This window comes from Ruegeria sp. YTSB088, from assembly GCF_059609825.1.
On the sequence record NZ_JBXWMM010000011.1, the window covers coordinates 52,733 to 77,588 of the forward strand.

General features: G+C 58.5%; 21 protein-coding genes and 1 riboswitch. Of the genes, 5 read left to right on the top strand and 16 right to left on the bottom strand.

The window, feature by feature from the left end:
• Nucleotides 1-14 precede the first annotated feature (14 nt).
• Genes cobF through cbiE form a run of 6 tightly spaced genes read right to left on the bottom strand, consistent with a single transcriptional unit; the run spans nt 15 to nt 5,179 of the window.
• Entirely contained in the window at nt 15-785 is a 771-nt protein-coding gene (cobF, locus tag AC2FFA_RS17055; RefSeq protein ID WP_496852505.1) for a precorrin-6A synthase (deacetylating), read from the bottom strand.
• Nucleotides 778-1,506 carry a uroporphyrinogen-III C-methyltransferase gene (gene cobA / locus AC2FFA_RS17060; protein WP_496852506.1) on the bottom strand — a complete coding sequence of 243 codons (729 nt, stop codon included), beginning with the start codon at nt 1,504-1,506 and terminating at the stop codon, nt 778-780. The genes cobF and cobA overlap by 8 nt, the downstream gene beginning before the upstream one ends.
• The gene (locus AC2FFA_RS17065; protein ID WP_496852507.1) at nt 1,503-2,825 is read right to left on the bottom strand and encodes a cobyrinic acid a,c-diamide synthase CobB; all 1,323 of its coding nucleotides are present in this window, start codon (nt 2,823-2,825) and stop codon (nt 1,503-1,505) included. The genes cobA and AC2FFA_RS17065 overlap by 4 nt, the downstream gene beginning before the upstream one ends.
• Nucleotides 2,812-3,606 (bottom strand): precorrin-4 C(11)-methyltransferase, encoded by a 795-nt coding sequence (cobM, locus tag AC2FFA_RS17070; RefSeq protein WP_117869515.1) that lies wholly within the window; start codon nt 3,604-3,606, stop codon nt 2,812-2,814. The genes AC2FFA_RS17065 and cobM overlap by 14 nt, the downstream gene beginning before the upstream one ends.
• Nucleotides 3,603-3,983, bottom strand: coding sequence for a cobalamin biosynthesis protein (locus AC2FFA_RS17075; RefSeq protein WP_299901542.1), 381 nt, complete (start codon nt 3,981-3,983; stop codon nt 3,603-3,605). The genes cobM and AC2FFA_RS17075 overlap by 4 nt, the downstream gene beginning before the upstream one ends.
• On the bottom strand, nt 3,980-5,179 hold the full coding sequence (cbiE, locus tag AC2FFA_RS17080; RefSeq protein ID WP_496684524.1) for a precorrin-6y C5,15-methyltransferase (decarboxylating) subunit CbiE: 1,200 nt from the start codon (nt 5,177-5,179) through the stop codon (nt 3,980-3,982). Before cbiE ends, AC2FFA_RS17075 begins: the two co-directional genes overlap by 4 nt.
• On the opposite strand from cbiE, the gene AC2FFA_RS17085 reads away from it, so the two are divergent.
• Nucleotides 5,178-5,909, top strand: coding sequence for a cobalt-precorrin-6A reductase (locus AC2FFA_RS17085; RefSeq protein ID WP_299901536.1), 732 nt, complete (start codon nt 5,178-5,180; stop codon nt 5,907-5,909). The two genes, cbiE and AC2FFA_RS17085, sit on opposite strands and share 2 nt — an antisense overlap.
• On the opposite strand, the gene cobJ is transcribed toward AC2FFA_RS17085, so the two are convergent.
• From cobJ to AC2FFA_RS17130, 9 genes are all read right to left on the bottom strand, one after another.
• Nucleotides 5,900-6,664, bottom strand: coding sequence for a precorrin-3B C(17)-methyltransferase (cobJ, locus tag AC2FFA_RS17090; RefSeq protein WP_496852508.1), 765 nt, complete (start codon nt 6,662-6,664; stop codon nt 5,900-5,902). The genes AC2FFA_RS17085 and cobJ overlap by 10 nt on opposite strands.
• Entirely contained in the window at nt 6,661-7,389 is a 729-nt protein-coding gene (locus AC2FFA_RS17095; protein WP_496852509.1) for a precorrin-2 C(20)-methyltransferase, read from the bottom strand. Before AC2FFA_RS17095 ends, cobJ begins: the two co-directional genes overlap by 4 nt.
• On the bottom strand, nt 7,386-8,015 hold the full coding sequence (locus AC2FFA_RS17100) for a precorrin-8X methylmutase (RefSeq protein WP_117869510.1): 630 nt from the start codon (nt 8,013-8,015) through the stop codon (nt 7,386-7,388). Before AC2FFA_RS17100 ends, AC2FFA_RS17095 begins: the two co-directional genes overlap by 4 nt.
• Nucleotides 8,015-9,136, bottom strand: a complete 1,122-nt coding sequence (locus AC2FFA_RS17105) for a ferredoxin-like domain-containing protein (RefSeq protein ID WP_496852510.1) — start codon at nt 9,134-9,136, stop codon at nt 8,015-8,017. The genes AC2FFA_RS17100 and AC2FFA_RS17105 overlap by 1 nt, the downstream gene beginning before the upstream one ends.
• Nucleotides 9,133-12,426, bottom strand: a complete 3,294-nt coding sequence (gene cobN, locus AC2FFA_RS17110; RefSeq protein WP_496852511.1) for a cobaltochelatase subunit CobN — start codon at nt 12,424-12,426, stop codon at nt 9,133-9,135. The genes AC2FFA_RS17105 and cobN overlap by 4 nt, the downstream gene beginning before the upstream one ends.
• A gap of 5 nt (nt 12,427-12,431) precedes the next feature.
• Nucleotides 12,432-13,487 (bottom strand): cobalamin biosynthesis protein CobW, encoded by a 1,056-nt coding sequence (gene cobW, locus AC2FFA_RS17115; RefSeq protein WP_496852512.1) that lies wholly within the window; start codon nt 13,485-13,487, stop codon nt 12,432-12,434.
• A gap of 1 nt (nt 13,488) precedes the next feature.
• Entirely contained in the window at nt 13,489-13,863 is a 375-nt protein-coding gene (locus tag AC2FFA_RS17120; RefSeq protein ID WP_170347195.1) for a DUF1636 family protein, read from the bottom strand.
• 91 nt (nt 13,864-13,954) lie between these two features.
• Nucleotides 13,955-14,161: riboswitch (cobalamin riboswitch) on the bottom strand.
• A 226-nt stretch (nt 14,162-14,387) separates the two neighbouring features.
• Entirely contained in the window at nt 14,388-16,244 is a 1,857-nt protein-coding gene (locus AC2FFA_RS17125) for an SLC13 family permease (protein WP_496674882.1), read from the bottom strand.
• A 1,342-nt stretch (nt 16,245-17,586) separates the two neighbouring features.
• The gene (locus AC2FFA_RS17130) at nt 17,587-18,390 is read right to left on the bottom strand and encodes a hypothetical protein (protein ID WP_496852513.1); all 804 of its coding nucleotides are present in this window, start codon (nt 18,388-18,390) and stop codon (nt 17,587-17,589) included.
• Between the two features lie 289 nt (nt 18,391-18,679).
• On the opposite strand from AC2FFA_RS17130, the gene AC2FFA_RS17135 reads away from it, so the two are divergent.
• The 3 genes from AC2FFA_RS17135 to AC2FFA_RS17145 all read left to right on the top strand — a co-directional run bounded on the left by AC2FFA_RS17135 (nt 18,680) and on the right by AC2FFA_RS17145 (nt 22,197).
• Nucleotides 18,680-19,951, top strand: a complete 1,272-nt coding sequence (locus AC2FFA_RS17135) for a tyrosine-type recombinase/integrase (protein ID WP_496852514.1) — start codon at nt 18,680-18,682, stop codon at nt 19,949-19,951.
• A gap of 1 nt (nt 19,952) precedes the next feature.
• A complete protein-coding gene (locus AC2FFA_RS17140) occupies nt 19,953-20,588 on the top strand; it encodes a hypothetical protein (RefSeq protein ID WP_496852515.1) in 636 nt (211 codons plus the stop codon).
• A gap of 250 nt (nt 20,589-20,838) precedes the next feature.
• Nucleotides 20,839-22,197, top strand: coding sequence for a virulence-associated E family protein (locus tag AC2FFA_RS17145; RefSeq protein ID WP_496852516.1), 1,359 nt, complete (start codon nt 20,839-20,841; stop codon nt 22,195-22,197).
• Between the two features lie 542 nt (nt 22,198-22,739).
• Here the strand turns inward: AC2FFA_RS17145 and AC2FFA_RS17150 are convergent.
• On the bottom strand, nt 22,740-23,201 hold the full coding sequence (locus tag AC2FFA_RS17150) for a very short patch repair endonuclease (protein WP_496852517.1): 462 nt from the start codon (nt 23,199-23,201) through the stop codon (nt 22,740-22,742).
• A gap of 73 nt (nt 23,202-23,274) precedes the next feature.
• Between AC2FFA_RS17150 and AC2FFA_RS17155 the strand changes: the two genes are divergently transcribed.
• Nucleotides 23,275-24,831, top strand: coding sequence for a DNA cytosine methyltransferase (locus AC2FFA_RS17155; protein ID WP_496852518.1), 1,557 nt, complete (start codon nt 23,275-23,277; stop codon nt 24,829-24,831).
• The last annotated feature ends 25 nt before the right edge of the window (nt 24,832-24,856 follow it).

Here is a 24,856-nt window from a genome sequence, read left to right on the forward strand (position 1 = left end):
AGAGTTCTGCGCAGTCACGAAACCGTGTTCGCCGAGCGGCGCTGCACCTCGCGTTTCTTCAGCACGTAGATATCCATGATCCAGCCATGATCGGCTCGGGCGCGGGCGCGCGTATCAAGGATCCGCTGCGCGACCTGATCCAACGGGCCACTTATCAACAGCTCTTCTTTCATACCCACATAGGCACCCCACCAGATGTCATACTCTGCCCTTTCAAGGGATTGGAACGAGCATTCCCCATCCAGCATGACGGCGACTTTTGAAGCAGTTTCAGGCCAGCCTTCATCCCTGATACGGCGCCCGGTGGTCACGACATAGGGTGCGCCCAGATCATTGATCGGGATCGCATGAGCCGCGGTCAATGCCTGCAAGGCTGTGATGCCGGGAATCACCTTGGTGTTGGGCTTGGGGTCCAGCCGCGCCGCAATGCGCAGCGAACTGTCATACAGGGACGGATCGCCCCAAATCAGCAGCGCAATGTGCTGCGCCTCCGGGTGGGCCTCTATCGCCTCTTGCCAGCGCAGTGCAATGGCGTCGTGCCATTCGTCTACGCCATGCAGATAGCCGTCATCCGCGCGGCGCTTGGGGATGTCAAAATAGGCAATCTCCGGCGGTGTCTCAGTTACCCGATCAATGATTTCCTCACGCAGCCCGGCCAGATCGGCCTTGTTCTCACCTTTGCGGGGGATCAGGATCAGATCGGCCGACCGGATCGCCTGCGCACCCTGAAAGGTCACATGATCCGGGTTGCCGGTGCCGATGCCAATCAGGCTCAGGTCAATCATCTTCGCACTCCGCCAGCGGCCCATAAAGGATCAGGGCCGGAGCTGTGCCGATCTCGGATTTCAGCTTTTCGGCCAAGGCGCCGATGGTGGCGCTCGTCAGCTTCTGATCCGGGGTCGAAACCGATTCAGCCATTAGGGCAGGCGTATCCAAAGGCAGGCCGCGGGAATGTAAAGCTTCTGCCAGAAGCGGGAAAGTACGTTTGCCCATGAATACGACGGTGGTGGCCTGAGAATCGGCCAGTGCTGTCAGGTTCAGATCGTCCGGCAACGCGCCACTGACATCATGTCCTGTCACGAACTGCACCCGCCGTGCGGTCAGACGACGCGTCAGCGGAATGCCAGCGGCAGCTGCGGCAGCGACGGCAGACGGGATGCCGGGAATGATCTCGAATTCAATGCCTGCATTACGCAGGGCAACAAGCTCTTCTTCCAGGCGCCCGAACATGCCGCCATCGCCGGACTTCAGCCGCACGACATGCTGGCCGGTCTGGGCGTAGTCCACAAGCAACCGGCTGACATGGTCCTGCTTGGGGGACGGTCGACCGGCCCGTTTGCCCACGCCCACAAGATCCGCGTCCTCGCGCGCATGGCTCAATATAGGCCCGCTGCTGAGGTCATCGAACAAAACCGCATCGGCCTTTTGCAGGCGATCTACGGCCTTCAGTGTCAGCAATTCCGGATCACCAGGGCCGGATCCGACGAAAGAGACAAATCCGCTCATTCAGATGCCTCCGCAATCAGGTGAAAGAACGTACCGGTGACATTGCCGCGAACAGAGCCGGTCTGAGGCCCTTCTGCGCCTTCGGCATCAAACACACGGGCGAGTGGCGCGTCAGGCTGATCCACGATCGAGGAATAGTGGAACTCATGCCCGCGCAGCGCCGCATTCAGTGCAAATCCCGGCATCGGGGCCAAAAGTTCGGCCTTGCGATAGCCTAGGTTGAATTTGCGTTTTTGGTACGACGTCACCAGCCCCAGCAGGCCAGCCATTTCATGCCGCACGCCATCCTTGTCGATCAGCGCATGACCCAGCGCCATATACCCACCGCACTCCCCATGCACAGGCCTTGTTTCCGCGTGCTTGCGCAGACCAGCGAGGAACGTTCCGGCAGCAGCCAACGTCCCGGCATGCAGTTCCGGATATCCGCCGGGTAGCCAGACCAGATCGGCATCCGTCGCCGGAGCTTCATCGGCCAGAGGTGAGAAGGGCAGTATCTCGGCCCCTGCTGCGCGCCAGCCTTCCAGCAAATGCGGATAGGTAAAGGAAAATGCCGCATCGCGAGCCAGTGCAATCCGCTGGGCCGGAGGGCGCGGCAGCGCGTCTGACGATGGCCCAATGGGGCCTGAGGAAGCCACCCGTTTGATCGTTTCCAGGTCCACATGTTCGCGCAGAAATGTAGCATATCCCACAATGGCACTTTCCAGATCCGGGTGTTCGACGGCTTGAATCAAACCCAGGTGACGCTCGGGGAGGGTAAGGTCGCCTCGGCGCGGCAGAACACCGAGTACCGGCAAGCCTGCACGTTCCATCCCCAACCGTGTCAGGCGCTCGTGCCGGGGGCTGGCGCAGCGGTTCAGGATCACTCCCGCAAAGGGCAGATCGGGGTTGTACATCTTGAACCCCAGCGCTGTGGCCGCCGCAGATTGCGCCTGACCGCCAACATCCAGAACCAGTACGACTGGCCAACCCATCCGTGCGGCAGTCTCGGCGCTTGACCCATGACCCAACTCGCCCGGCTTGGCCACGCCATCGAACAGGCCCATCGAGCCTTCGGCCACCACGATGTCAGCGCCTTCGGCCTGAGCTGAAATTGCGTTCAACAGCGGGTCACCCATCGCCCAACTGTCAAGATTAAACGAAGCCCGCCCAGCCGCTGCTCGGTGGAAGGCGGGGTCAATATAATCCGGCCCGCTCTTGAACGGTTGAACGGTCAGGCCATCCTCGGCCAGCGCTCGCAACAGGCCCAGCATGACCGTTGTCTTGCCTGTGCCGGAGGACGGTGCGGAGATCAGAAGGCCCGGAGGGTTAATCATCACCATGGCTCCAGCTCGACCAGGGGCTCTCGGCACTTTGTGGACGATAGCGGCGGTCGTAATCTTTCGAATAAAGGCAGCTTTCGTCAAAGCCTTCGCCCGCCAATGCCGGACCAACCATGATCAACGCAGTGCGCGAGATGCCGTCGTCCAAGGCTTCCTTGAGCGTTTCCAGCGTCGCGCGGATGATCCGTTCATCCGGCCAGCTTGCGCGATAGACCACGGCAACTGGGCAGTCAGTGCCATAGGCTGGGATCAGGTCAGCAATGACCTTGTCCAGATTGCCGATCGACAGGTGAATGGCAAGTGTCGCCCCTGTGCGTGCGAAATTCTCCAACGACTCGCCTTCGGGCATGGAAGATGCGCGGCCCGGCGTCCGGGTCAGAACCACGGATTGCGCCAGGCCGGGCAAAGTAAGTTCAGTTCCCAAAGCCGCCGCAGCCGCGGCAAAGGACGGAACGCCCGGGGTTACGCTGACCGGGATGCCCATTTTTTTCAGGCGGCGGATCTGTTCCCCCATCGCCGACCAGACCGACAGGTCGCCGGAATGCAGACGGGCCACGTCCTGGCCGGCCTGATGTGCGGCCTCGATCTCGGCCATGATCTGATCCAGGTCCATTGGAGCGGTGTTCACGATCTTTGCACCTTCGGGGCAGTGGTCGAGGATTTCTTCCGGAACCAGGGAGCCTGCATAGAGGCAAACGGGGCAGGATGCGATGATGTCGCGTCCACGCAGTGTCAACAGGTCGGCAGCGCCCGGTCCGGCGCCGATGAAATGAACGGTCATGTCTGTCCTCCGATGGCTATGGCACAGGTCGCCAGCCGGTCGTCTGAAATCTGTCTGGGTGAAAGCAGCCGCGCGCCCAAGCCAAAAAGCTTTCCGGCGGCGGCCAATGCGGATGCTTCGGCCACGCTTCCGGTGCCATAGGTGGCGCGGCTGCGGGTCGAGCAGGTAAGCGTGCGTTGACCGGCCAGATCGGCGGCACCAACGAAATGCAGTGGAAGGGACATTTCTTCGGCAAAAACTGTCAGGGCGAAATGACCTTCCTTGTCGGCAACAGTTGCCAGGGCGGTCACATCCCGGCTCGCTGCCGCCGCATCATATGCGGCGCGCAGGCTGTCGACTGTGGCGGCAGACGAGAATCCCAAACCGGCAACGATCATAGCGTTACGCTCCACTGCACTACCGGGTAGGCGGATTTCCAGCCGCGGCGTGGTCCAAGCGGCGCAGATTGTGCGAGTTCGATCCGCAGGAGTTCACCGCCCAGCTTCTCATGCCAATGGGCAAGTGTGGCCTCGCTTTCCAAAGTCACCGCATTGGCGATCAGACGCGTGCCAGAGGGTAGATTCGTGTGCACCCAGTTCAGCAGGTCTGCACTGAGCCCCCCCCCGATGAAAACCACATCAGGCAACTCTAACCCGTTCAGCGCAGCGGGCGCGGTGCCATGGATGACGTTCAACCGATCCTGTCCCAATGCAATTGCATTCCGACGAATGCGATCTGCTCTGTCAGCGCGGGGTTCTATGCTGGTTGCGGTCAGGGTTGGGTCACACATCAGCCACTCGATGCTGATCGAACCAGTGCCCCCTCCGATATCCCACAGATGCTCGCCCCGTTGTGGGGCAAGCGCCGAGAGTGTCAGCGCGCGGATCGGGCGTTTGGTGATCTGCCCGTCCGTCTCAAAGATGGCGTCCGGTTTACCAGACGCTTTGGACAGGGCAGGTCCTGCACCGGAAACTTCCAGCCCGACGCAGACCGGATGGTCGAACGTACCCAACAGCGCTTCGGTTAAGGTGACTGTTCGGGTGTTTTCGCGCGGGCCACCTAGGGCCTGCATCACATGCAGGGCCGAGTCGGCAAAGCCTGTCTCGGTCAGATACGTAGCCAGTTCCGCCACGGCTTTTCCGTCGCGCAGCAACAGGATCGCGTGCAGTCCCGGGGCCAGATGCGGTCGCAAACGGGTCAGTGGGGCGGCATGCAAGCCGAAAGTCAGAGTGTTTTCCAAAGGCCAGCCGAGCCGGGCAGCGGCGAGAGAAAAGGTGGATTGGCCGGGCAGGGCGGTCCATTCACCGGCATCGAAATTGCGCGCAATGACGGAACCTGCGCCAAACCAAAACGGATCGCCCGAGGCCAGAACAACGGTCTGCCGGCCACGCAGTCCTTTCAGGATCGGCAGCCCATCCGAGAACGGCGCTGGCCATTCGACTCGTTCCGTCCCTGTTTCAGGCAGCAACGACAGGTGACGGGGCGGCCCCATGATCACGTCGGCCCGGTCCAGCACTTGACGGCTGGCAGGCGACAGGCCATCAAACCCGTCTTCGCCCAATCCAAGAACGGTCAGCCACGGAGATTCAGACATGACAAACCTCCTGATCCTTGGCGGAACGACCGAGGCCAATGCGTTGGCCAAAGCTGTTTCGGAACAAGGGATTGCGGCTGTGTATTCCTACGCTGGACGGGTCGAAAACCCGCGTCCGCAGCCCTTGCCGGTAAGGGTTGGCGGTTTCGGCGGTCCGGAAGGTCTGGCCGCCTATGTCAGTGACAATGCCATCACCCATGTCGTGGACGCGACCCATCCATTTGCGGCCCGGATGAGCTGGAACGCGATTGAGGCGTGCGCCGCGACGCGGACGCCATTGGCAGCGTTGACCCGCGCGGCCTGGGTGTCGCAGCCCGGCGATATCTGGCATCACGTGCCCGATATCGCTGCCGCCGTCGACGCATTGTCCGGCGATGCTCAGCGTGTCTTCCTTGCAGTTGGCCGAATGCATCTTGAAGATTTTTCGACCCAGCCTCAACACAGTTACCTGCTGCGCCTTGTGGATGAGCCCGACACTTTGCCCTTGCCGAACGCAGAGGTGGTCGCCGCCCGAGGGCCGTTTGCCGAAGCTGACGACCGGGCGCTGATGCAGCACCATGGGACGCAGCTGGTCGTGTCCAAGAACGCAGGCGGCTCGGGGGCGCGCGCCAAGCTGGATGCGGCGCGGGCGCTGGGCCTGCCCGTGCTGATGATCGATCGCCCGGTTCTGCCGAAGCGGACCGAATTTTCGCAGGTCGGACAGGTTCTGGACTGGCTGTTTCATCCCTGATCCTCATCTGGGGTGAAGCGAGGAGTGTAAATGATGGGTGCTCCATCGCGCTCGATGACACGCGTGCGGGATGAACCCACGATCACCACGGTCTGCATATCAGCCATGTCGGGCGTGGCTTCGGCCAGTGTCGAAATACGCATCTCTTCATCTGTCCGCGATACGGCGTGGGCGAACAGGATCACACGCTCGGGCTCACACTCGTCGCGCAGGACTTCCAGCGTCTTTACAAAGCCTTCCGGGCGGGACTTCGAGCGTGGATTGTAAAAGGCCATCGAGAAATCCGCCTGTGCAGCAAGACGCAGGCGTTTTTCGATCAATGACCATGGTTTGAGATTGTCGCTGAGGTTGATGGCGCAGAAATCATGCCCCATTGGGGCGCCCGCGCGTGCGGATGCAGCCAACATCGCCGTGATCCCCGGCAGCACATCGATCTGAAGGTCGCGCCATTCTGCGGGGCCGTTTTCCAGCGCTTCGAAAACGGCCGCCGCCATGGCAAACACGCCGGGATCACCCGAGGATACAACGACCACGCGTTTGTCTTCTGCGGCCATTTGCAGCGCGTGTCGCGAACGGTCTATTTCGACCCGGTTGTCACTGGCATGCAGTGTCAGGCCGGGGCGCTCGGAAATACGCGCCACATAAGGAATATAGCCCACAACATCGGTGGCTTCGGCCAGTGCGGCCGTTACTTCTGGCGTAACAAGCGCCTCGTCACCCGGCCCGAGACCGGCAATCTTGACCCAGCCGCTCATGGTCGCCGCCCCTGACCGTGCACGACGATGATCGAGAAATACGGGGTGATCTTCTCGCCGGCTTCAGACAGCTTAGTCACCGTCTGGTTTGGCATCTGCGCATATTCCACGATCCATGCCCGGTCATACAGGCCAGCGGTCTTCAGAGCGCGTTTCACCTTGTCGATGTTGCGCCCGATTTTCATCACGACCAATGCATCGGTTTTAGCCATGCGTTCAGCCAGCGTGTCTTCGGGCAGGGTGCCAACCAGCACGGTCAGAACATCATCACCCCAGGTGATCGGGTCTCCTGTCGCAGTCCAGGCTCCGGACATGCCCGTAATGGCGGGTACAACTTCAACCGGCGCGTCTTCGCGCAGACGACTGTAAAGATGCATGAACGAGCCATAGAAGAACGGATCACCCTCGCACAGAACAACCACGTCCTCACCCTGTTCGGACAGGGCCTTGAGATGCTTGGTGCAGTCTTCGTAGAACGCAGCCAGCAATTCGTTATAGCGCGGATCTGTCACCGGGATCTCGGTGGTCACGGGATACTCCATAGGGAACTCGATCGCACCTTCGGGGATCATCCCGTTGACGATCTTGCGTGCCTGGCCGCTGCGACCGGGTTTGCGGAAGAACGCCACATGTTTTGCATTGCGCAGCAGGCGATCCGCCCGGACGCTCATCAAATCCGGGTCGCCGGGGCCAAGGCCCACACCGTATATGGTGCCCATCTTCATTCTGCCCGGCTTGCGATGGCGTTGACGGCCGCCACTGTGATGGCGCTGCCGCCCAGACGACCTTTGACAATGCAGGACGGCACCGGTTGGGCTTCCCAAAGCGCATCCTTGGATTCCACCGCACCGACAAAGCCTACCGGGCAGCCGATGATCGCGGCAGGGCGCGGGCAATCCGGGTCTTCCAGCATGTTCAGCAAATGAAAAAGCGCGGTGGGCGCATTGCCGATGGCGACCAGCGCGCCCTCCAGATGCGGCCGCCACAGCTCCAGCGCAGCGGCGGAACGGGTGTTGCTCATCTCGGCGGCCAGCGGGCGTACGCGTTCATCGTGCAGGGTGCAGATCACCCCGTTATCGGCGGGCAGGCGGAAGCGGGTGACGCCTTCGCTGACCATGCGCGCATCACACAGGATCGGTGCACCGTTTTCCAATGCAGTACGGGCCGTTTGCACGAAGCCGGGCGAGAAATGCACGAACTCTTCCAGCCCGACCATACCCGCGGCGTGAATCATCCGAACGGCAACCTGCTCTTCATCGGCATCAAACCGGTCCAGATCAGCCTCGGACCGGATGGTGGCAAAGCTTTCCTTGTAGATCGCTGCGCCATCGGTTTCGTATGTATAGGGCATCAGGTGAAGTCCATGGTCATGAGTGTTTGGGGGTCAAGCCCGCGCTGGCAGGGCTCATCCCCCGCGCGGCCCTGTTTGACAAGATCAAATCGTCCGTTATCGCCTACCAATGTGATGTCAGCGGGGCCCATGCGGGCGCATCCCTTGCTACAGCCTGAAACATGGAGACGTCCGGAAACACGCGAAGCCAATGCGCGGGCGATGTCGCGCGTCTCTGCCTGTGCCTGCGGGCAGAACGGTGCGCCGGGGCAGGCGTCGGTGGTCATCAACGGATCGGTTCCATCTTCGACAAACGCCGAGGCAGGTATCGCCGCCCCGCCTTCCAGCAGGATCAGCCGCCACGGTGTGACGCGCAGGGCGCAAGCACCGCTGTCCTCGATCAGATCATACAGCTTGCGCGCAGGCAGCGACCCAAAAGCCGCGCCGTACAGAGCACCCAGTTCACAGGGGCCGGGTTGAAGCTTTGCGCCAACAGAACCGGGCGCACACCCTTGCCATTCCTGCGGCAGGGCGTCGATGACACGCGCCATGCGGCGTGTCTCGGGTGTGTAGGTTTTGGAAAACCACATTGCCAGCGCGATCACGTGGCCAATGGCGTCGGTCTCGGTCACGCTCCGCCCGGTTTCGCACCCGTCGGCGCGCAGGATCAGGCCGTCTGCAACGGTTTCCAGACGAATATCCGCCGAATCCGACGCCAGCAGACGTTCGGGGCCTGTGTCGATTGCAAAGCCGAACTTAGCAGGCAGCGCCGGCAGGTCTGCAAGCCGGCCAACCAGTTCATGGGTCAACCGAGCGGTCAAATCGCCCGCCTGATAGAGCGGTGTAACCAGAATATTGCGGCGTATTTCGATGCCGGGTTCCGCATCCAGCAGGTTCAGCGCGGCAAGCTCTTTGAGCAGAGACTGGTGGTCTTCCTCGTCGACGCCCCGCATTTGCAGATTGGCGCGATTGGTCAAATCGATCGAGCCGTTGCCAAAGCGGTCCGCCAGATCGCACAGTCCCAGAGCCTGATCGGCGTCCAGACGCGCCAGCCGGGGCCTGACCCTGACGACCAGACCGTCACCGGACATCATCGGACGATGGGCGCCGGGGCACCAGCCCTGAACAATTGGCGCACTCATCTCAATTCCTCCAAATCGGCCCGGATGGAATTCCGGCGCGTGTTCCAAAGCCCGGCCTCCAGCAGCGCGCGGAACCGGTCCTGCATGGCCTGACGAGCTTTGGGATTGGCCTCTTGCAGGAACGCGTCCACCTCTGCGTTGCCCAGCGTGGCATCGTGGTAGAGGTCAAATAGATGTGGTGCGACCGTGCCGGACAAATGCGCGAATGAGGCCATATGATCCAGCGTCGCTGCGATTTCAGCGGCTCCGCGGAAACCATGGCGTTGCATCCCGGCGATCCAGCCGGGATTGGCGGCGCGGGCATGGACGACACGGCTGATTTCTTCAGGCAAGGTGCGGGCACGAGGATTTTCCGGATTTGTGTTGTCCAGATGGTACAGCTGCGCGGTTCCGCCGGCGATCTTCTTGGCGGCGGCAAAACCCGCCTCGTGTGTGGCATAATCGTTGGCCAGAAGAAGATCGGTTTCGGTCAGGTCCTGCAAGTGGACAAAGCTGTCCGCATTTGCAACGCGTTGGGTGATACCGTCCTTGTCCTGCGATATGTGTTCGCCTTCCAATGCAAAAGAGCTGGCCTCAAGCCACGCTTCACCTGCCTGTGCACGGGCCTCGTCGGTATACACCTCGGAGAGTTCGGTCATGTTGACGCCATAGCTTCCGGGCGCAGGTCCATAGACCCGCGCCACCGGCTCCTGCCCGGCATAGGGGTTCCAGTCCGCCGCCTCATCACGCGCGGCCAATGCGCGAACCGCTTGGCCAAACAAAGCGGACAGCGTCGGGAAAACATCCCGAAACAGGCCCGACACCCGCAAGGTCACGTCCAGGCGCGGGCGGCTCAGGTCAGTGATCGGCAGAACCTCGATGCCGGAAACCCGCTCGGACCCTTTGTCCCATACGGGTTTGACGCCCAGCAGGTGCAAGGCCATGGCAAATTCCTCGCCCGCCGTGCGCATGGTGGCTGACCCCCACAGATCGACGATCAGCCCTTTTGGGTAATCGCCTTCTTCCTGAAGATGGCGTCGCACCAGTTCCTCGGCCAGTTTCACACCCTGCGCATAGGCCGCACGGGTCGGAACCGACCGCGGGTCAGTGGTGTAAAGGTTCCGCCCGGTGGGCAGAACATCTGACCGACCACGATAGGGTGAACCCGAAGGCCCGGCATCGATCCGTTTGCCCCCGAGCGCTTTGATCAGCGCGTCGCGTTCAGCGTGGGCCGACGGGGCCGGATCGAAATTGCCCGTCACCTCGGGCACGCGCCCGAAGATGTGCAGCCCGTCGCCAAACTGGCTTTCCTTGATGTCACAGACAAAGCGGTCGATACGTGTGATCGCTTCGGCGGTGCAGGTTGCCTGATCAAGGCCGAGATCGCTTTCCAAGCCAATGGCCTGCGCTTCATCACGGATATCTTCCTGCAAGCGGTCACGGCGTTTGGGGTCAAGCCCGTCGGCGTTCGAAAACTCATCCAGCAGCGATTCAAGCCGGACCATCCGATCCGGCGTGCCACTTTCCTTCATCGGGGGCGGGATGTGGCCCAGCGTGACCGCTCCAATCCGGCGCTTGGCTTGCGCGGCTTCACCGGGATCGTTGACGATAAAGGGATAAATCACCGGCAGATCGCGGATCAGTGCCTCGGGCCAGCAATGAGCAGACAAAGCGACCGATTTTCCGGGCAACCATTCCAGCGTTCCATGTGCCCCGATGTGGATCAGCGCGTTCACGCCCAACCCTTTGCGCAGCCACAAATAGAAGGCGACATAGCTGTGGCGCGGGGTGCGCGAGAGGTCATGATAGTCGTCATCACGCAGCTCGGGCGTGCCGCGTTCGGGTTGCAGCGCGACCAGCGCCTTGCCGCGTCGCAGTGCGGTGAAATGGAAGACTCCATCGGCACAGTCCGGATCATCTTCGGGCGCCCCCCATGCGGTGTGCAGATCGGTGCGCAGGGTCTCGGGCAAATCCGCAAGCGCATCCAGATAATCCTCGAGCGCCCACGAAATCCGTGCGTCCAGAAGAGTGTCGGCAATCGGCTCGTCAGTCGCGATGTCATAGCCTTCTTCGCGAAGATCGGACAGCATCGCTTGGGCCGAGGCCAGCGCGTCAAGGCCAACCGCATGGGCCATCTGCCAGTCTTTGCCGGGATAAGTGGACAGGACCAGCGCGGGAATCTGATCTGCCTTGGGTTTGTCGTTCAGTGCAAGCCAGCCCGAGACACGGTCGATGATCGCTTCGATCCGGTCCGGTTCGGGCCGATGTGCAAAGCGCGCGTATTCCAGATGAGGATCGCGTTTGCCGGGTTCCTTGAAAGACGCGACTCCCGCCGAGATCCGCCCATCCACCTCGGGCAGTACCACATGCATGGCCAGATCGGCGGGGGACAGCCCGCGTTCTGCTTCGGCCCACGCTTTGCGGCGCGAGGTGGCGAGAGCGACCTGAAACACAGGCACATCTGCTGCGTCCAGAGGCGATGTTCCCGACGCACCTTTGCCCGAGAAGGCAGTGGCATTGACAATTGCCGATGGTTTCAGCGCAAAAACCTGTTCCCGCAACCAGTCGGCGGCCACAGGCGCCTTGAGCGACGGGGCAAACAGGCCCATCGCCTCGAATCCACGGGCCCGCAGGCTGCGGATCAGGGTGGCGATCGGGGCGGTGTCTGCCGAGGTCAGGTAAGCGCGGTAGAAGGTGACGAGGATGCGTTTAGCGTTATCTTCGAACGCGGTTTCCACCGGGATTACGCCGCGATCCGGACACCACGCGCCACATTCGGGCAAGGTCTTGGCGCCCATCACCGGACCGGCATAAAGCCCTGCCGCCAGAGCCATCTGTGCCAGTGCGGCCTGTGCCGCGACCTCGCCGCCGGTATCGCACAGATGCGCCAGCCGCCGCAGGGTCGAGACGGGCAAGGTGGAATAGTCATCCAACCGCGTATCCTCGCGCCCGTCCGCTGGGAGGACGGCCAGAGCGATGCCTTTGGCCTGCGCCAGTGCCAGAACCTGCTGCAGGCCGTAGGACCAGTAGGGCACGCCACCGATCAGACGGATCAGAATGCCCTTGGCGCCCTCGAGCGTCTGCTCGACATAGGTGTCAACGGACAGCGGGTGTTTCAAAGCTGTCAGATTGGCCAGCCGCAGGGTCGGCATTCGCCCATCCGGTCCGCCACCACGATGCCAGCCCGCCGCGAAAGCACCCAGATCGCTGTCCGAGAAAGACAGCACCACCAGTTCTGCTGGGCTCTGGCCCAGATCGGTCGGGGTCTCGGTTTCCTCGAGCCCGTGGCTTTCGCGGAAGACGACGTGCATGGGTCTTACTCGGCAGCCTCACGCACACCCACGAGGATTTCGCGGATTTCCGCCTCTTTGATGTCGTCATGCTCGGCGATGACGACCAGACGCGAACGGCGCTCTTCGCCGGGTTCCCACGGACGGTCATACTGGTGACGTACCCGCGCACCCACGGCTTGTACCAACAGACGCATGGGCTTTCCCTGAACGGCGGCATACCCTTTGACCCGCAGGATGTTCAGCTCATTGGCGAGGCGTTCGATTTTGGCCACCAGTTGGGTCGGATCGGCTTGCTCGGGCAACTCGACGATGATGCTTTCGAAATCGTCATGCTCGTGATCATGGTGGCCGTCGTGATGCGAAGGGCGGGTGTCCATGTCATCCTCGGCGGCGGCTTCCAAACCCAACACAACGCGAACGTCCACCGCACCTTCGGCCACTTCGACCACGGGCAGGGGACGCGGCGCCTCGGCGGCGATGATCTCGCGTGCTTTTACCACGCCTTCAGGGCCGGCGAGGTCGGGCTTGGTCAGCAGGATGATGTCGGCGCAGGAGATCTGATCCTCGAAAACCTCGGACAGGGGCGTTTCGTGGTCGATCGAGTCATCGGCCATGCGCTGGGCATCCACCGCTTCGACATTGGGCGCGAAGCGACCGGCGGCTACAGCCTCGGCATCGGCCAGGGCGATCACGCCGTCCACGGTGATTTTCGAGCGGATGTCGGGCCAGTCAAACGCCTTCAGCAATGGTTTGGGAAGCGCCAGTCCCGAGGTTTCGATCAGGATGTGATCCGGGCGCGGTTCCAGAGCCATCAGGGCCTCGATGGTGGGAATGAAATCATCTGCCACAGTGCAGCAGATGCAGCCATTGGCCAGTTCCATGATGTTTTCCGCCGGGCAATCGGGAATGGCGCAGGATTTCAGGATGTCGCCATCGACGCCTACATCGCCGAACTCGTTGACCACGACAGCAAGGCGCTTGCCCTGCGGGTTCTGCATCAGGTGACGCACCAACGTGGTCTTGCCCGAGCCCAGAAAGCCGGTGATCACTGTAACGGGGAGTTTTTCGAGGTTCGACATGTCAGGCTCCAATCGGGGGAATGCGCGAGGCACAGTTTTTTCGGAAATGTTCGGGGCGTTCGCGCCATTTCACCAAACCATCTTCAGTGGCCAGATACTTGGTCGCACCGTCGACAATGACGTCGACATGATCTGTTTCGCTAAGGTTTTCATAGACGAAGGTCCAGCGGCCCGGCCCGCCGCGCAATACGATCGAACAACCTTGATCGCAGTTTGACAGGCATTCTACGGCTTTCAGGGTGACACCGTCGGGCAGGTCAGCCTGTTCCAGGGCCTTGTGCAACAAAGCGCCCGGGCGTTGTGCGTCATCTTCGACAGGCAGGCCGCGACGGCAGGTGGTACAGACCAGCAACTCGACTGGTGTGGTCTCGGTCATGTCTCTCATCCCCCAAATCCTCTTCGCGGGGGACGGGGTTTCATGCGGGCCACGATTGGTCACGGACCCGACACCGGAACACCCCGCCCGGTTTCAACTTCGGTTGTTGGCAGGTCTCCCGGCTTGCGGATGCCAGAGGAGGGCCTCTGTCGGATGTCCCGCCTTCCCGGCCTTTGGGCCAGTGGCATTGGGCATCCTCTCCGTTCACGGTCGCGGGGGCGGCTGCGTTTGGCGGCATGACCGTTGACGCATTCCCTTTTCATCGGCTGTCACCGACACCAACGAAAGGGACATGCGGCACCGCTGGCCTGCTTGTCAAGCGAGTCGCGCGTAACAATGATGCGGAGGAGTAGAAAGCGACCTGTGGGCGTCGATGGGCGGCATGTCGTGCGGGGTTCAGCCTGAGATGAGCCCGGCGACGAACGGTATCTCTGCTAGGGTCGTCCACTGTGGTGAGCGGGTGCCTGGACAGAACCTGTCACGATGGTGGGAAAAGACCGCCGAACACCCCGGATCCTCTCGCGCTAATAAATGACGTTGATCATGAGCAGAGAGACGACCAGAAACAGCACAGTCATGATCCCGCCGGAACGCACGAAATCCATCACCTTGTATCCTGCCGGACCCATAATCAATGCGTTTACCTGATGGGTTGGGATGATGAAGCTGTTCGATGTGGAAATGGCGACGGTCAGTGCAAAAACCGATGGATTCCCACCAGCCGCTATCGCAATCGATACCGCCAAAGGCACCAGCAGGACAGTGGCCCCGACATTTGACATGACCAGAGAAAAAGCAGTCGCCAGAACGGCGATTCCGGTTTGCAGCGACCAGAGCGGCCAGCCGTCCAGAATTATCATGATCTGCTGGGCGATCCACGCAGCCGTGCCTGTGTTCTGTACGGCTTGTCCCAACGGTATGAGGCAGGCGAGCAGGAATACGGTGTTCCACCCGACCGCCCGGTATGCCTCATCCACGCTGAGCACACGGGTCAACATCATGCCTACCGCTCCGGTAAGAAGGCAGAGCGAAAGCCGGACGTCCGTGAACAGGATCAATGACAGCGAAATGGCGAAAAATGCCAGGGCCCAGCCGACTTTTTGCGGCCTCAGTTCGTCCTGGGGAAAGTCCGTTGTCACAACGACGAAGTCCGGGTCGCGCTTGATCCGCATCAGGTTGTCCCATCTGGTATGCGCCACGAGCATGTCACCGGCCTGAAACTTTTCGAGCCCGATCTGAGTGGATTCGTGATCCTCGGTCTCGACATGGCTCAGCGTCTCTTCGCCGCGGTGAATGGCCAGCAGCGACATGCCATAGGTCTTGCGGAACAAAAGCTCGCGGGGGCATTTGCCGATCAGCTTGCTGTCTGGCGTGACGACCACCTCGGCCACGCCTGCATTGGTGGGGGCGAACTCTTCGACAAAAATGTCCAAATCCGGAAGAACGGTAAGCCCGTATTTCTTGGCGAACGTCTCGACCTCCCAACGGCGGCCGACGATGGCCAGCCGACACGGGGCCGCAATTTCGGCTGTCAAAACCTGAACCATCGAGGTTTTGCCGCGATAGAAGGTGGAAATGATGTACAGGTGGTTTTCGTGGTTGATGTCGGCCAGAATCTCTCCGACCAAGGGGCTGTCCTCGGGCACTACGACTTCGAACACGTCGGCTTTGAGGCCATAGACCCTTTGCAGGTATTCCTGTGTCCCTTGTCCGGTGCCCGTATTGTCAGGCCCTTCAGCCACGGGCAAAACCCAGCGTCCCAACAGCAAAAAGTAACCAATTCCCGTCAGGATCAGAACTGCACCGATCGGCGTGACCGAGAACAGGCTGAAGGGCTCCATTTTCTGAGAGGCCGGCAAACTGTCATTTGCCGTCAGGATCAGATCGTTCAGCAGGATAAGTGGAGACGACCCGACCATCGTCATTGTGCCACCCAAAATGGCGCAGAATCCCATCGGCATCAGCAGGCGTGATAGCGGTATACCTGACCGCGAAGAAATACGGCTGACAACGGGAAGAAACAGAGCAGCGGCGCCGACATTCTGCATGAACGAAGAAATGACGCCAACGGTTCCTGAGATGATTGGAACAACCCTGCCTTCCGATTTGCCACCATATTTGAGGATAACGGCAGCAACCTTGTTCATGATCCCCGTCTTGTCCAGACCAGCACCGACGATCATTACCGCAATGATCGAGATGACGGCATTGGATGCGAAGCCGTCGAACAGAAGGGTTACATCCGCCAGATTTCCCAGCCCGGGCGCGTAGCTGAGCAAGCCTATGAGAACCAGAACCAATATGGCGGAAAGGTCGATCCTGATGATCTCGGAGACGAACAAAAAAACGGTGAAAGCCAGAAGGGTACAAACGACCCCCATCTCAAAGGTAAAGGCAATGTGTTCCACAATACGTCCAGAACTTTTTCTTTGTTAGATTCCTAGTTCATCCTTCTCGCCTTGTCATGAAGTTTCGTTTTTCACTCACTTCGAGACATAATATTTCTCCAAGAATGGCGGTTTGAGTAATGGTAAAAACCTCGTTTGACGAACACCAAACCCTGTGGTCGTGGTGTCCCGCACGCGGTTCAGCGCGTCGAACGTTTAAGCGGGCGGTATGCATGGGTCCGACGGTTCAACACAAACGGAATGCTGGCAAAAGTTCTGTTGGAAAACTTAGAACTGGCTGGTTGAACAGCGCCCTCAAATGCAGGTGAACGCAAATTGCAACAGTTTGATCCAACCAGCGACACGACCCGTAACAAACTTGCCCCATTTAGTCTGGGCAGTCCCATGACCAGACTAAGTCCCCGCGTTGCCTATCATCCCAGATTAGGGCGGCGCGGGGAACTTTGATCCAAAGTGCAATTAACGCCGTATACAATTTACCCCTAACTGTCTGCCCGCGTTGTTCACTTGGTTTCCCTCCGAACAACGCGGTTTTTTTTGGGGGATGAGGGGGTAACGAGTGACCGCCCCGCCATAGTGCGGGGCTTTTTCTTGATTAGACATGACGCGGAATTCTATCATATTGTGACTAAACGTCATTGCGGCACGGGTTTCGTCATGGACAACACTGTACTCTATTTTTTGGTTGGCATCTTTGTCGTCGGGCTACTGACGATGGGTTACTACTCAAGGGGCAGCGGTGCTTTAATCTCAATTGTGATTGTGGTCGGCGTCATAGGTGCAATAATAGCTTACCTGAGCGGCTATTTCGGTGAACTGCCACAGTAGGTGCATGCATCCAGTTGAGAGGCAATGGATGATGTGACTGATCGAATTTGGTCCAAGACGACGATTATGTTGGCAAGAAAAGAACCAGCTTCGCAGTTCCTGTGAGTGAGTTTTGCGAAGCTGGCTAATCCCAACGGCACTGGGATGGTGGCCGCAGGAGGGGTTCGCATAGGACTATGCAACTTGTATCTACCACGAAATGACCGACACCGATAAGCGGGCATAAGAATAGGGGACTATCCAAAAGTATAGCTAATTGTGACCGACTGGCCCGCGTAGTTCCGGTTCGGTCGGCAAAGCGTAGTCTGGTGGTTCAATGCCGTGCTGAATCAACCACTCAAAGACAGCGACCCAATCGTCTTGTAGCGACGGTTTGCTGCGAGACTCGCGCAAACATTCCAGTTTGCATTTCAGGTCATAAGGAGTCGTCCGCGGCCATTTTTTCATGCTGCATGTTCTAATTTTGTTCCGCGTCGGGTCAATGCCGCTATGCACCCTTAAACAACAACCCTTCCCACAGGTTCATGATTTCCCGGTGCTGTCTCAGGCGTCGGGATCGGTTGTAGGTTCGTGCAACCCCGCGTGATGTTGCTGCGGCCTGATGGTTCAATATCCGGTCTACTTCGTTTTCATCCGCGCCGTGTTCGCACAGATGCGTGGCGAACGATCTTCGTATGTCCCTGATCTGGAACTTCCTGACGGGGATATATGCGTCAACGAACCAGCGTCGTTTGACGTGTGCGGTTGTCTTGAAATCCTGAAACTGGTTCGGCTGCATCGCGGCCAGAACGAAAGCTCGACCGGCCAACGGTATGACGTGGCTGGTGCCGTTCTTAGAAGGCGGGATCACCATGCACTGATCGCGCACCAGAGCCGGGTTGAACTGCATCAGATCGCTGGGTCTCTGGCCCGTCAGGATGAGCAATTGCAGGAACTGGCGCCACGGCTTGCCCTGATACTGTACGGCCTCATACAAGGCGCGTAGCTGGTCCAGCGTCAATGTCTGTTCGCGTGGTGTTTCTCGGGCTGGCAGGATCGTCGGTGCCAGCGTCGTCCAATCATTGGCCCGCCCGTACCGCCAGAAATGCGTCACCGCTGCCCTGTACCGGCTTCGGGTGCTGGTTTTCCACCGGCTGAGTGCATCCGACAGGTCGGAATTGGTGATCGTGTGCATGTGAGAACATGAGTTTGATTCAAGTGCCCGCTCCAACTGCGTCAGGCGTTCACCGCCATGTTTGAGTTGGTCCAGATGGTCGATCTTATATCGTGCGAGTGCATCGCGTATCAGCATGGGTGTTCCCGTAAAATCCGTGAACATGCCCTGCTGACAATCGTCAGGGTTTTTGGGGTCATTACATTCCAACGGGTTAGCGTCAGAACACAACTTGGAGGCGAGTACCACTTGAATACCGCTGTCGCGATCCGTCTCATTTCGTATTAATTTCAAAGGCCTGGTCGATTTTGCTTGTTCCATTCCGTCGCATGAAATAGCCATGTGTTGCATCCGTTTGGGCGGGTAGGAATGGGGTGGGAATCCAGGGGTCGAGTTCGATTCCCGGTTCGAACAGAGGTCGCAAGTATTGCCAAAACGTGCCAGAGAGCTCGGATCTCTCGAAGTAAAACGGCTGACACGGCCCGGCGTACACGCAGTGGGCGGCGTGGCCGGGCTTGCATTGCAGGTAACCGGCACCGGCGCGCGATCCTGGGTCTTTCGCTACAGGCATAACGGTCGGCGACGGGAGGCCGGCCTTGGCCCTTACCCGGACGTGCCGCTGGCTAAAGCCCGTGAATACGCTCGCGAAGCGAGGGACATGCTCCGGCATGGCGCAGACCCAATTGCCGAGCGACAGGCCGCACAGCGCAGGCTTCTTACATTCGCAGAGGCGGTTGAACTGTATGACCAGGAGAAGGCGGTCGAATTTCGCAGCGGCCTGCACCGCAAACAGTGGCGCGCCTCGCTCGATCGGCACGCAGTTCCTCTGCTCGGCGAAATAGCCGTGGCCGATATTACTCTTCAGGATGTGCTGGCGACACTCCGGCCAATCTGGACGACAAAAACAGAAACAGCTTCAAAGGTACGTCAGCGGATTGAGCGCGTTCTTGACTACACCACCGTCGCGGGACACCGAGGCGGCGAGAATCCGGCCCGGTGGCGCGGAAATCTTGACATGATTTTACCCGCGCCGACGAAACTGACCGGCGGTCAGCACTACTCCGCGCTGCAGCTTGATGATGCACCGCGATGGTATGCGGCCTTGCGCGCCCGTGAAGGAACCAGCGCAAGGGCACTGGAGTTTCAGGCTTTAACTGCATCCCGTACAGGTGCGGTTCGTTTTGCGACCTGGGACGAGTTCGATCTCGAGCGCGGTCTTTGGGTTATTCAACCCGGGCGCCAGTCTTCAAAAATACCACCGTCCGGGCGGCCACACAGGGTTCCGCTCACTGATAGTCTTATTTCCCTGCTTGACGAGCTGCCGCGCGAGCAGGGCAATCCGCTGGTGTTCTGGGCCCCGCGAGGAGGTGCATATTCAGATGCTGCTCTGGCAGCTGTCATGCGAAAAATCCACGCGGCAGATCTGAAATCTGGGAACCGGGGATACTTCGACGCTCAAAGCGACAAACCTGCGGTACCGCATGGACTGCGTTCAACCTTTCGAACATGGGTTGCCGAGCGGACCCGGTTCGATGGTGACATGGCCGAAATTGCGCTGGCCCACAAAGTCGGAAGCAAGGTTCAGCAGGCCTATGATCGATCCGACCAGGTCGAAAAACGCCGAGAGATGATGTGCGCGTGGGGATCGTTTCTTTGCTCGAAGGATTTAGCGCGCAAAAAGGTCAGACCGAGGAAGTGACGTGCCTGAAGTTGAACAACAGCTCGTGGAAGCCTTTAAGGCTCATTTGGATGTTGAGGGTGCGAACCTCGAAAAAATGGTGAACAACTTCCTGAGCTTCCTGCGCTGGAAACCCTTTACGTTATATGACCGAAAAAAAGATCTGGAAGCGCTCGACCGTTTCATTCTCGGTTTGTCTCATCTCGACAAAAGAGTTTACGACAGTTTGAGTATCTCAGCGCGAAAAAGGCTGGATTCACGCCTTGGCCTCGGAGCTGACTACAGTGACGAGGGGATTCTGGATTTCATGCAAAGGAGTGAAGAGCGACATGTTCGCCTCTTTATGGACCTTTTGGCGCATGCTTCAGAGCTGCGGACGCTCGTTGCTGCAGCGCGAAAAGACATTGAGGTTTCTGAGCGAACGCGCCGAACGCTCAGCGTGATCAATGTGGACAGACTTCATGTAGTGGCTCTGGCAGCGCCTCTTTGGGCGGCGCGAAACAGACAGGACTTGCCGGCCAAAGGCATCAAGGAAACTCACGCGCTGGCAAGGTTCCTTGCAGTGCTTTTTGGTATTCTGGGGATCGATACGTCTCCGACGAAGGCATATGACTCGTGGCTGGAGCTGGACCACACTTCCCCCCTTCTTGAGAATTGACACGGCGAACGGGTGCCGACTGCAAAACCGCTGCGTGCCAATTTGGATCCATCAATTCGATGGAGTTCAATCATGTATCTTTCAGATCGCCAGGTGGCGAAAAGATATGGCGTTTCAAGAGGAACACCGTGGCGGTGGGCCAAATCCGATCCAAGTTTTCCCAAGCCCGTGGAACTAACGCCCGGCTGTACCCGCTGGCGGCTCGACGCGCTTGAACGCTGGGAGACTGCAAAGACGGAGGGACACGTCAATGCAAGGTGATAAGCGAAATCGAATTCTGGAGGCCGCGGAGAAGGCCCGGCGAGTCGAATGGGATCCAAGCACAGGAAACGCGGCTACCGGTCGTGCCACGCCGCCGGCTTCCAGCAGTTTGACATCAGTAACACCTCAGCAATCCGGCGGAGGCCTCAAGTTCCGTCATGCGGACATTCCGGTCGTCCGCAATGACAAGGGGTTGCCTGTCTGGTGCCCCGCCACGGCGATTGCAATGTTGGAAAACCATTCGGACTGGCAGGGCTGCCTGCGCCACGATGCCTTTCTTCAATGCGACATGCTGTACCGCCCTGTGCCCGGGACCGACGAAATCCAAGATTTCGAAATCCGTGAAATCAGGGACACCGATATTGTTCAGGCTCAGGTCTGGTTCAACCGAAATGGTTTTCCGGATGCGACGCGCAACACTGTCGCGGATGCCATTCAGGCGGCTGCCGGTGCAAATACTGTTGATCCGCTAAGAGACTGGCTGGCGAGTTTAGAATGGGATCGCCGTCCCAGGCTTTCATCGTGGCTAATGAACTATCTTGGCGCGGAGGAGAGCACGTACAATGTGGCAGTTGGACGGTGCTGGATGATTTCGGCGGTGGCTCGCGTGTTCTCGCCAGGCTGCAAGGCAGACGGCTGCATCGTGCTGGAAGGCGATCAGGGCAGCGGAAAAAGCTCAGTTCTGCGTGAGCTGGCAGGACCAAAGTTCTTTGGAGATTCTCTGCCTGACATTTCATCCAAGGACTCAAAGCAGTTCCTGCGTGGAAAGTGGATAATTGAGTTGGCCGAACTGGCAACACTGAACCGGGCCAGTTTCGAGGCAATCAAAGCGTTTATCTCGAGACAGATAGAGCAGTACCGCCCGTCATACGGCCGTAAGGATATTGTTGAACCTCGCCGATGTGTTTTTGCCGGCACAACCAATCGAGATGACTATTTGCGAGATTCAACGGGGAACCGTCGGTTTTGGCCCGTGCGAACCGGGTCAATAGATGTCGAGGGCGTTCGAAGAGATCGTGACCAGCTTTGGGCGGAAGCGGTAAACGCATACCAATCCGGCGAAGCATGGTGGCTGTCGGCGGAGATTTCCAAACTGGCCTCTCTGGAGCAGTCCGAGCGCGGCGAGGATGATCCCTGGGTAGTAGAAGTTTCCCGGTACTGCGAAGGACGGGAATTTGTGGCCTGCAAACCCATTCTGGCGGAAGCGCTCGGGTTTCGCAGTGAGAATATGGGGCAGCGCGAAACAAAAAGGGTGGCGGGTATACTGAGGTCTCTTGGGTACCAGCGAGACGGCCAGTTCACTTCCGGACCGGATAAAGGCGCTACCAGATTTGTTCGGGTTGCTTAAACCTGGGAACGATTGAGCAGTAGACGAAGCCAGGTTCTTTCACCAAGAGGACCTGGCAGTAGACGAGGTAGAGGAGGTAGATCGATATTGTGTTGGTATTCCGCGGCCGGCTAAGTTATTGAAATAAAACTGTTTTAAAAAGTTGGGTAAGAGCGGATCATGTCCGGCTTGCTTTCTAAGCAAGTTCACGCGAATACATCTACTTCATCTACTGCTTAGCTTCTTGGCGAGCGCACCTTGGAGGGGGTGGTTTCAAAGTCTCCAGCCGGATACTCGCAGACCCGTCTCTATCCGCATTCACAGATTTTTTTTCCGCGACTGCGCAGTTTTTTGCAGACAGATATGTTCCGCAAATGCTGCTTGCAAGCGTCAGCCGGAGTTAAAGAAGTTGTTTCGGCGTGCCCGAGAAATCGACTCCAATTCAATGACTTAATCCGCTGACTTCACGGCTGACATCTTGGAAACTTCTGGTTCCATGGAAAACCGCTCGTCAGCCTTTCGATCAGATCATTTTTCCCGGCCAGGCAGGTATTGAACAGTTGCTACAAATCCACAACCTGTGATCGCCGGTCGTCCTTCAGCCAGTTGCAGAGCCTGTTGAGCGTGATGGCCCTTTGTTCGCTGTGCCGCTTTCGAGGTTCAAGTGAGCATTCCCAGACAGTTGCGACGCTGAAGCCGTTTGAAAGGGCACGTTCCAAATTTTTTTGATCTCTTTCCCGGTTGCCGCTTAGCTTTTTTGCCCATTTACTGTCCGCATCATCTTTTACCCTTGCAGCGTTTTTGCAGCCGGGATGCTGGTGCCAAAAGCAGCCATGTACGTACACCACAGCCTTGCGACTGACAAAGACAAGATCCGGCGATCCCATGGCGCGGCTTCCGTGCAGCCAATACCGAAAGCCACGTGCAAAAAGTTCTTTTCGAACGATCATCTCGGGAACGGTGTTTTTGCTGCGAATCCGCGACATGTTTCTGGAACGGTCGGCGGAACTTTTGATGTCAGCCATCGATCTTATCCCTGGTCATTTCCAACCATCCTGGTAAGAAGTGTAATTCCAATCGTCAGGATAAAAAACAGGTATGGCGCGAGCTTACAAAGTAGTTGATCTCTTCGCAGGGCCTGGCGGTCTGGCCGAAGGATTTTCATCGGTCCTGGCAAAAGGAAAGCGCGTGTTCGACGTGGCGCTTTCTGTCGAAATGGAGGAAGCCGCGCACAAGACCTTGAGCCTGCGCTCGTTCACTCGCCAGTTCCCGCCTGGCACGTTGCCTGACGAATATTACCAGTTCGTGGCTGGAACGATATCTCAGGACGAACTTTTTGAAAAATATCCGGGTGAGTGGAGGAAGGCTAAGAAGGAAGCTCTGCACGCAACCCTCGGAACGCCGGAGGCCGCAAGCCTAATAAATCCTGCTATAGACAGGATCAAAAAGTCGGCCAGAGGGCGAACTGTTCTGATTGGCGGTCCTCCCTGTCAGGCATACTCACTGGTTGGCAGAGCTCGAAACGCGGGTAATTCAGAATACAATGCAGAAGACGACGGCAGACATTACCTTTACCGGGAATACATTGATATCCTGGATCGCCTTCGCCCGGCTGCATTTGTTATGGAAAATGTTAAGGGCATCCTGTCTTCCAAGGTTTCTGGTACAGGTATCTTCAAGCGCATTCTTAGTGACCTGCAGAGTGTTGGCAGTGAGGAAGGCGGTTATCGGTTGCTGGCTTTGGTCCCAAACAGAAACGGCAAAACCGCTTCAACTCTTGGTCCGGACCCGCATGATTTTATTGTTCGGGCTGAGCAGCACGCGATCCCGCAGGCACGACATCGTGTCTTTGTCGTAGGTCTGAGGGCCGACATTGCAGACAGGCTGGACGATACAGACTACGAATCTGTGCTGAACTTTGAATGCCCGACTTCTGTCAGCACGGTACTCAAGGGACTGCCGGAAGTCAGAAGTGGTTTGAGTCGAAAAGACTCAGCAGAGGACTGGCAGAACACGGTTCTCGAGGCTGCAGAGTTTCTTTCTTCATTGCAGCTTCAGATTGGATCCGCGGCTGAAAGAAAAAAGTGGAAAAAGACAGTCGGAACCGTAGCAAAGTTTCACCAAAGAAAGAACAATCCGCTGTCGAGGAAGAGTGGAGAATACGAGCTGGCAATCGAGAGCAGGGATAGGCATGGTTCGCTCATGGAATTCCTTACTGATCCCAGGATGCCTCTGCTTTCGCAGCACGAGACACGAGGCCACATGAAGAGTGATCTCGCGCGTTACCTTTTCTGCTCAGTATTCTCAGACGTGTTTGGGCGGGCTCCAAAAGCTCCGGATTTCCCTGATGAACTGGCTCCGAACCATCGCAGCTGGAAGACTGGTAAATTCGCCGATCGGTTTCGGGTTCAAAACTGGGACGAACCGTCAAAGACAATAACAAGTCACATAGCCAAGGACGGGCACTATTACATCCATCCCGATCCAAAACAGTGCAGAAGCCTTACTGTGCGAGAGGCTGCACGATTGCAAACTTTTCCTGACAATTACCTGTTCCTCGGCAACAGAACCCAACAGTATACTCAGGTCGGCAACGCAGTACCGCCTTTCCTGGCGAAGCAAATCGCAGAAGCGCTTGCGGAACTACTACCGTAAAAGTGCAAGTTTGACGGAATGCGGA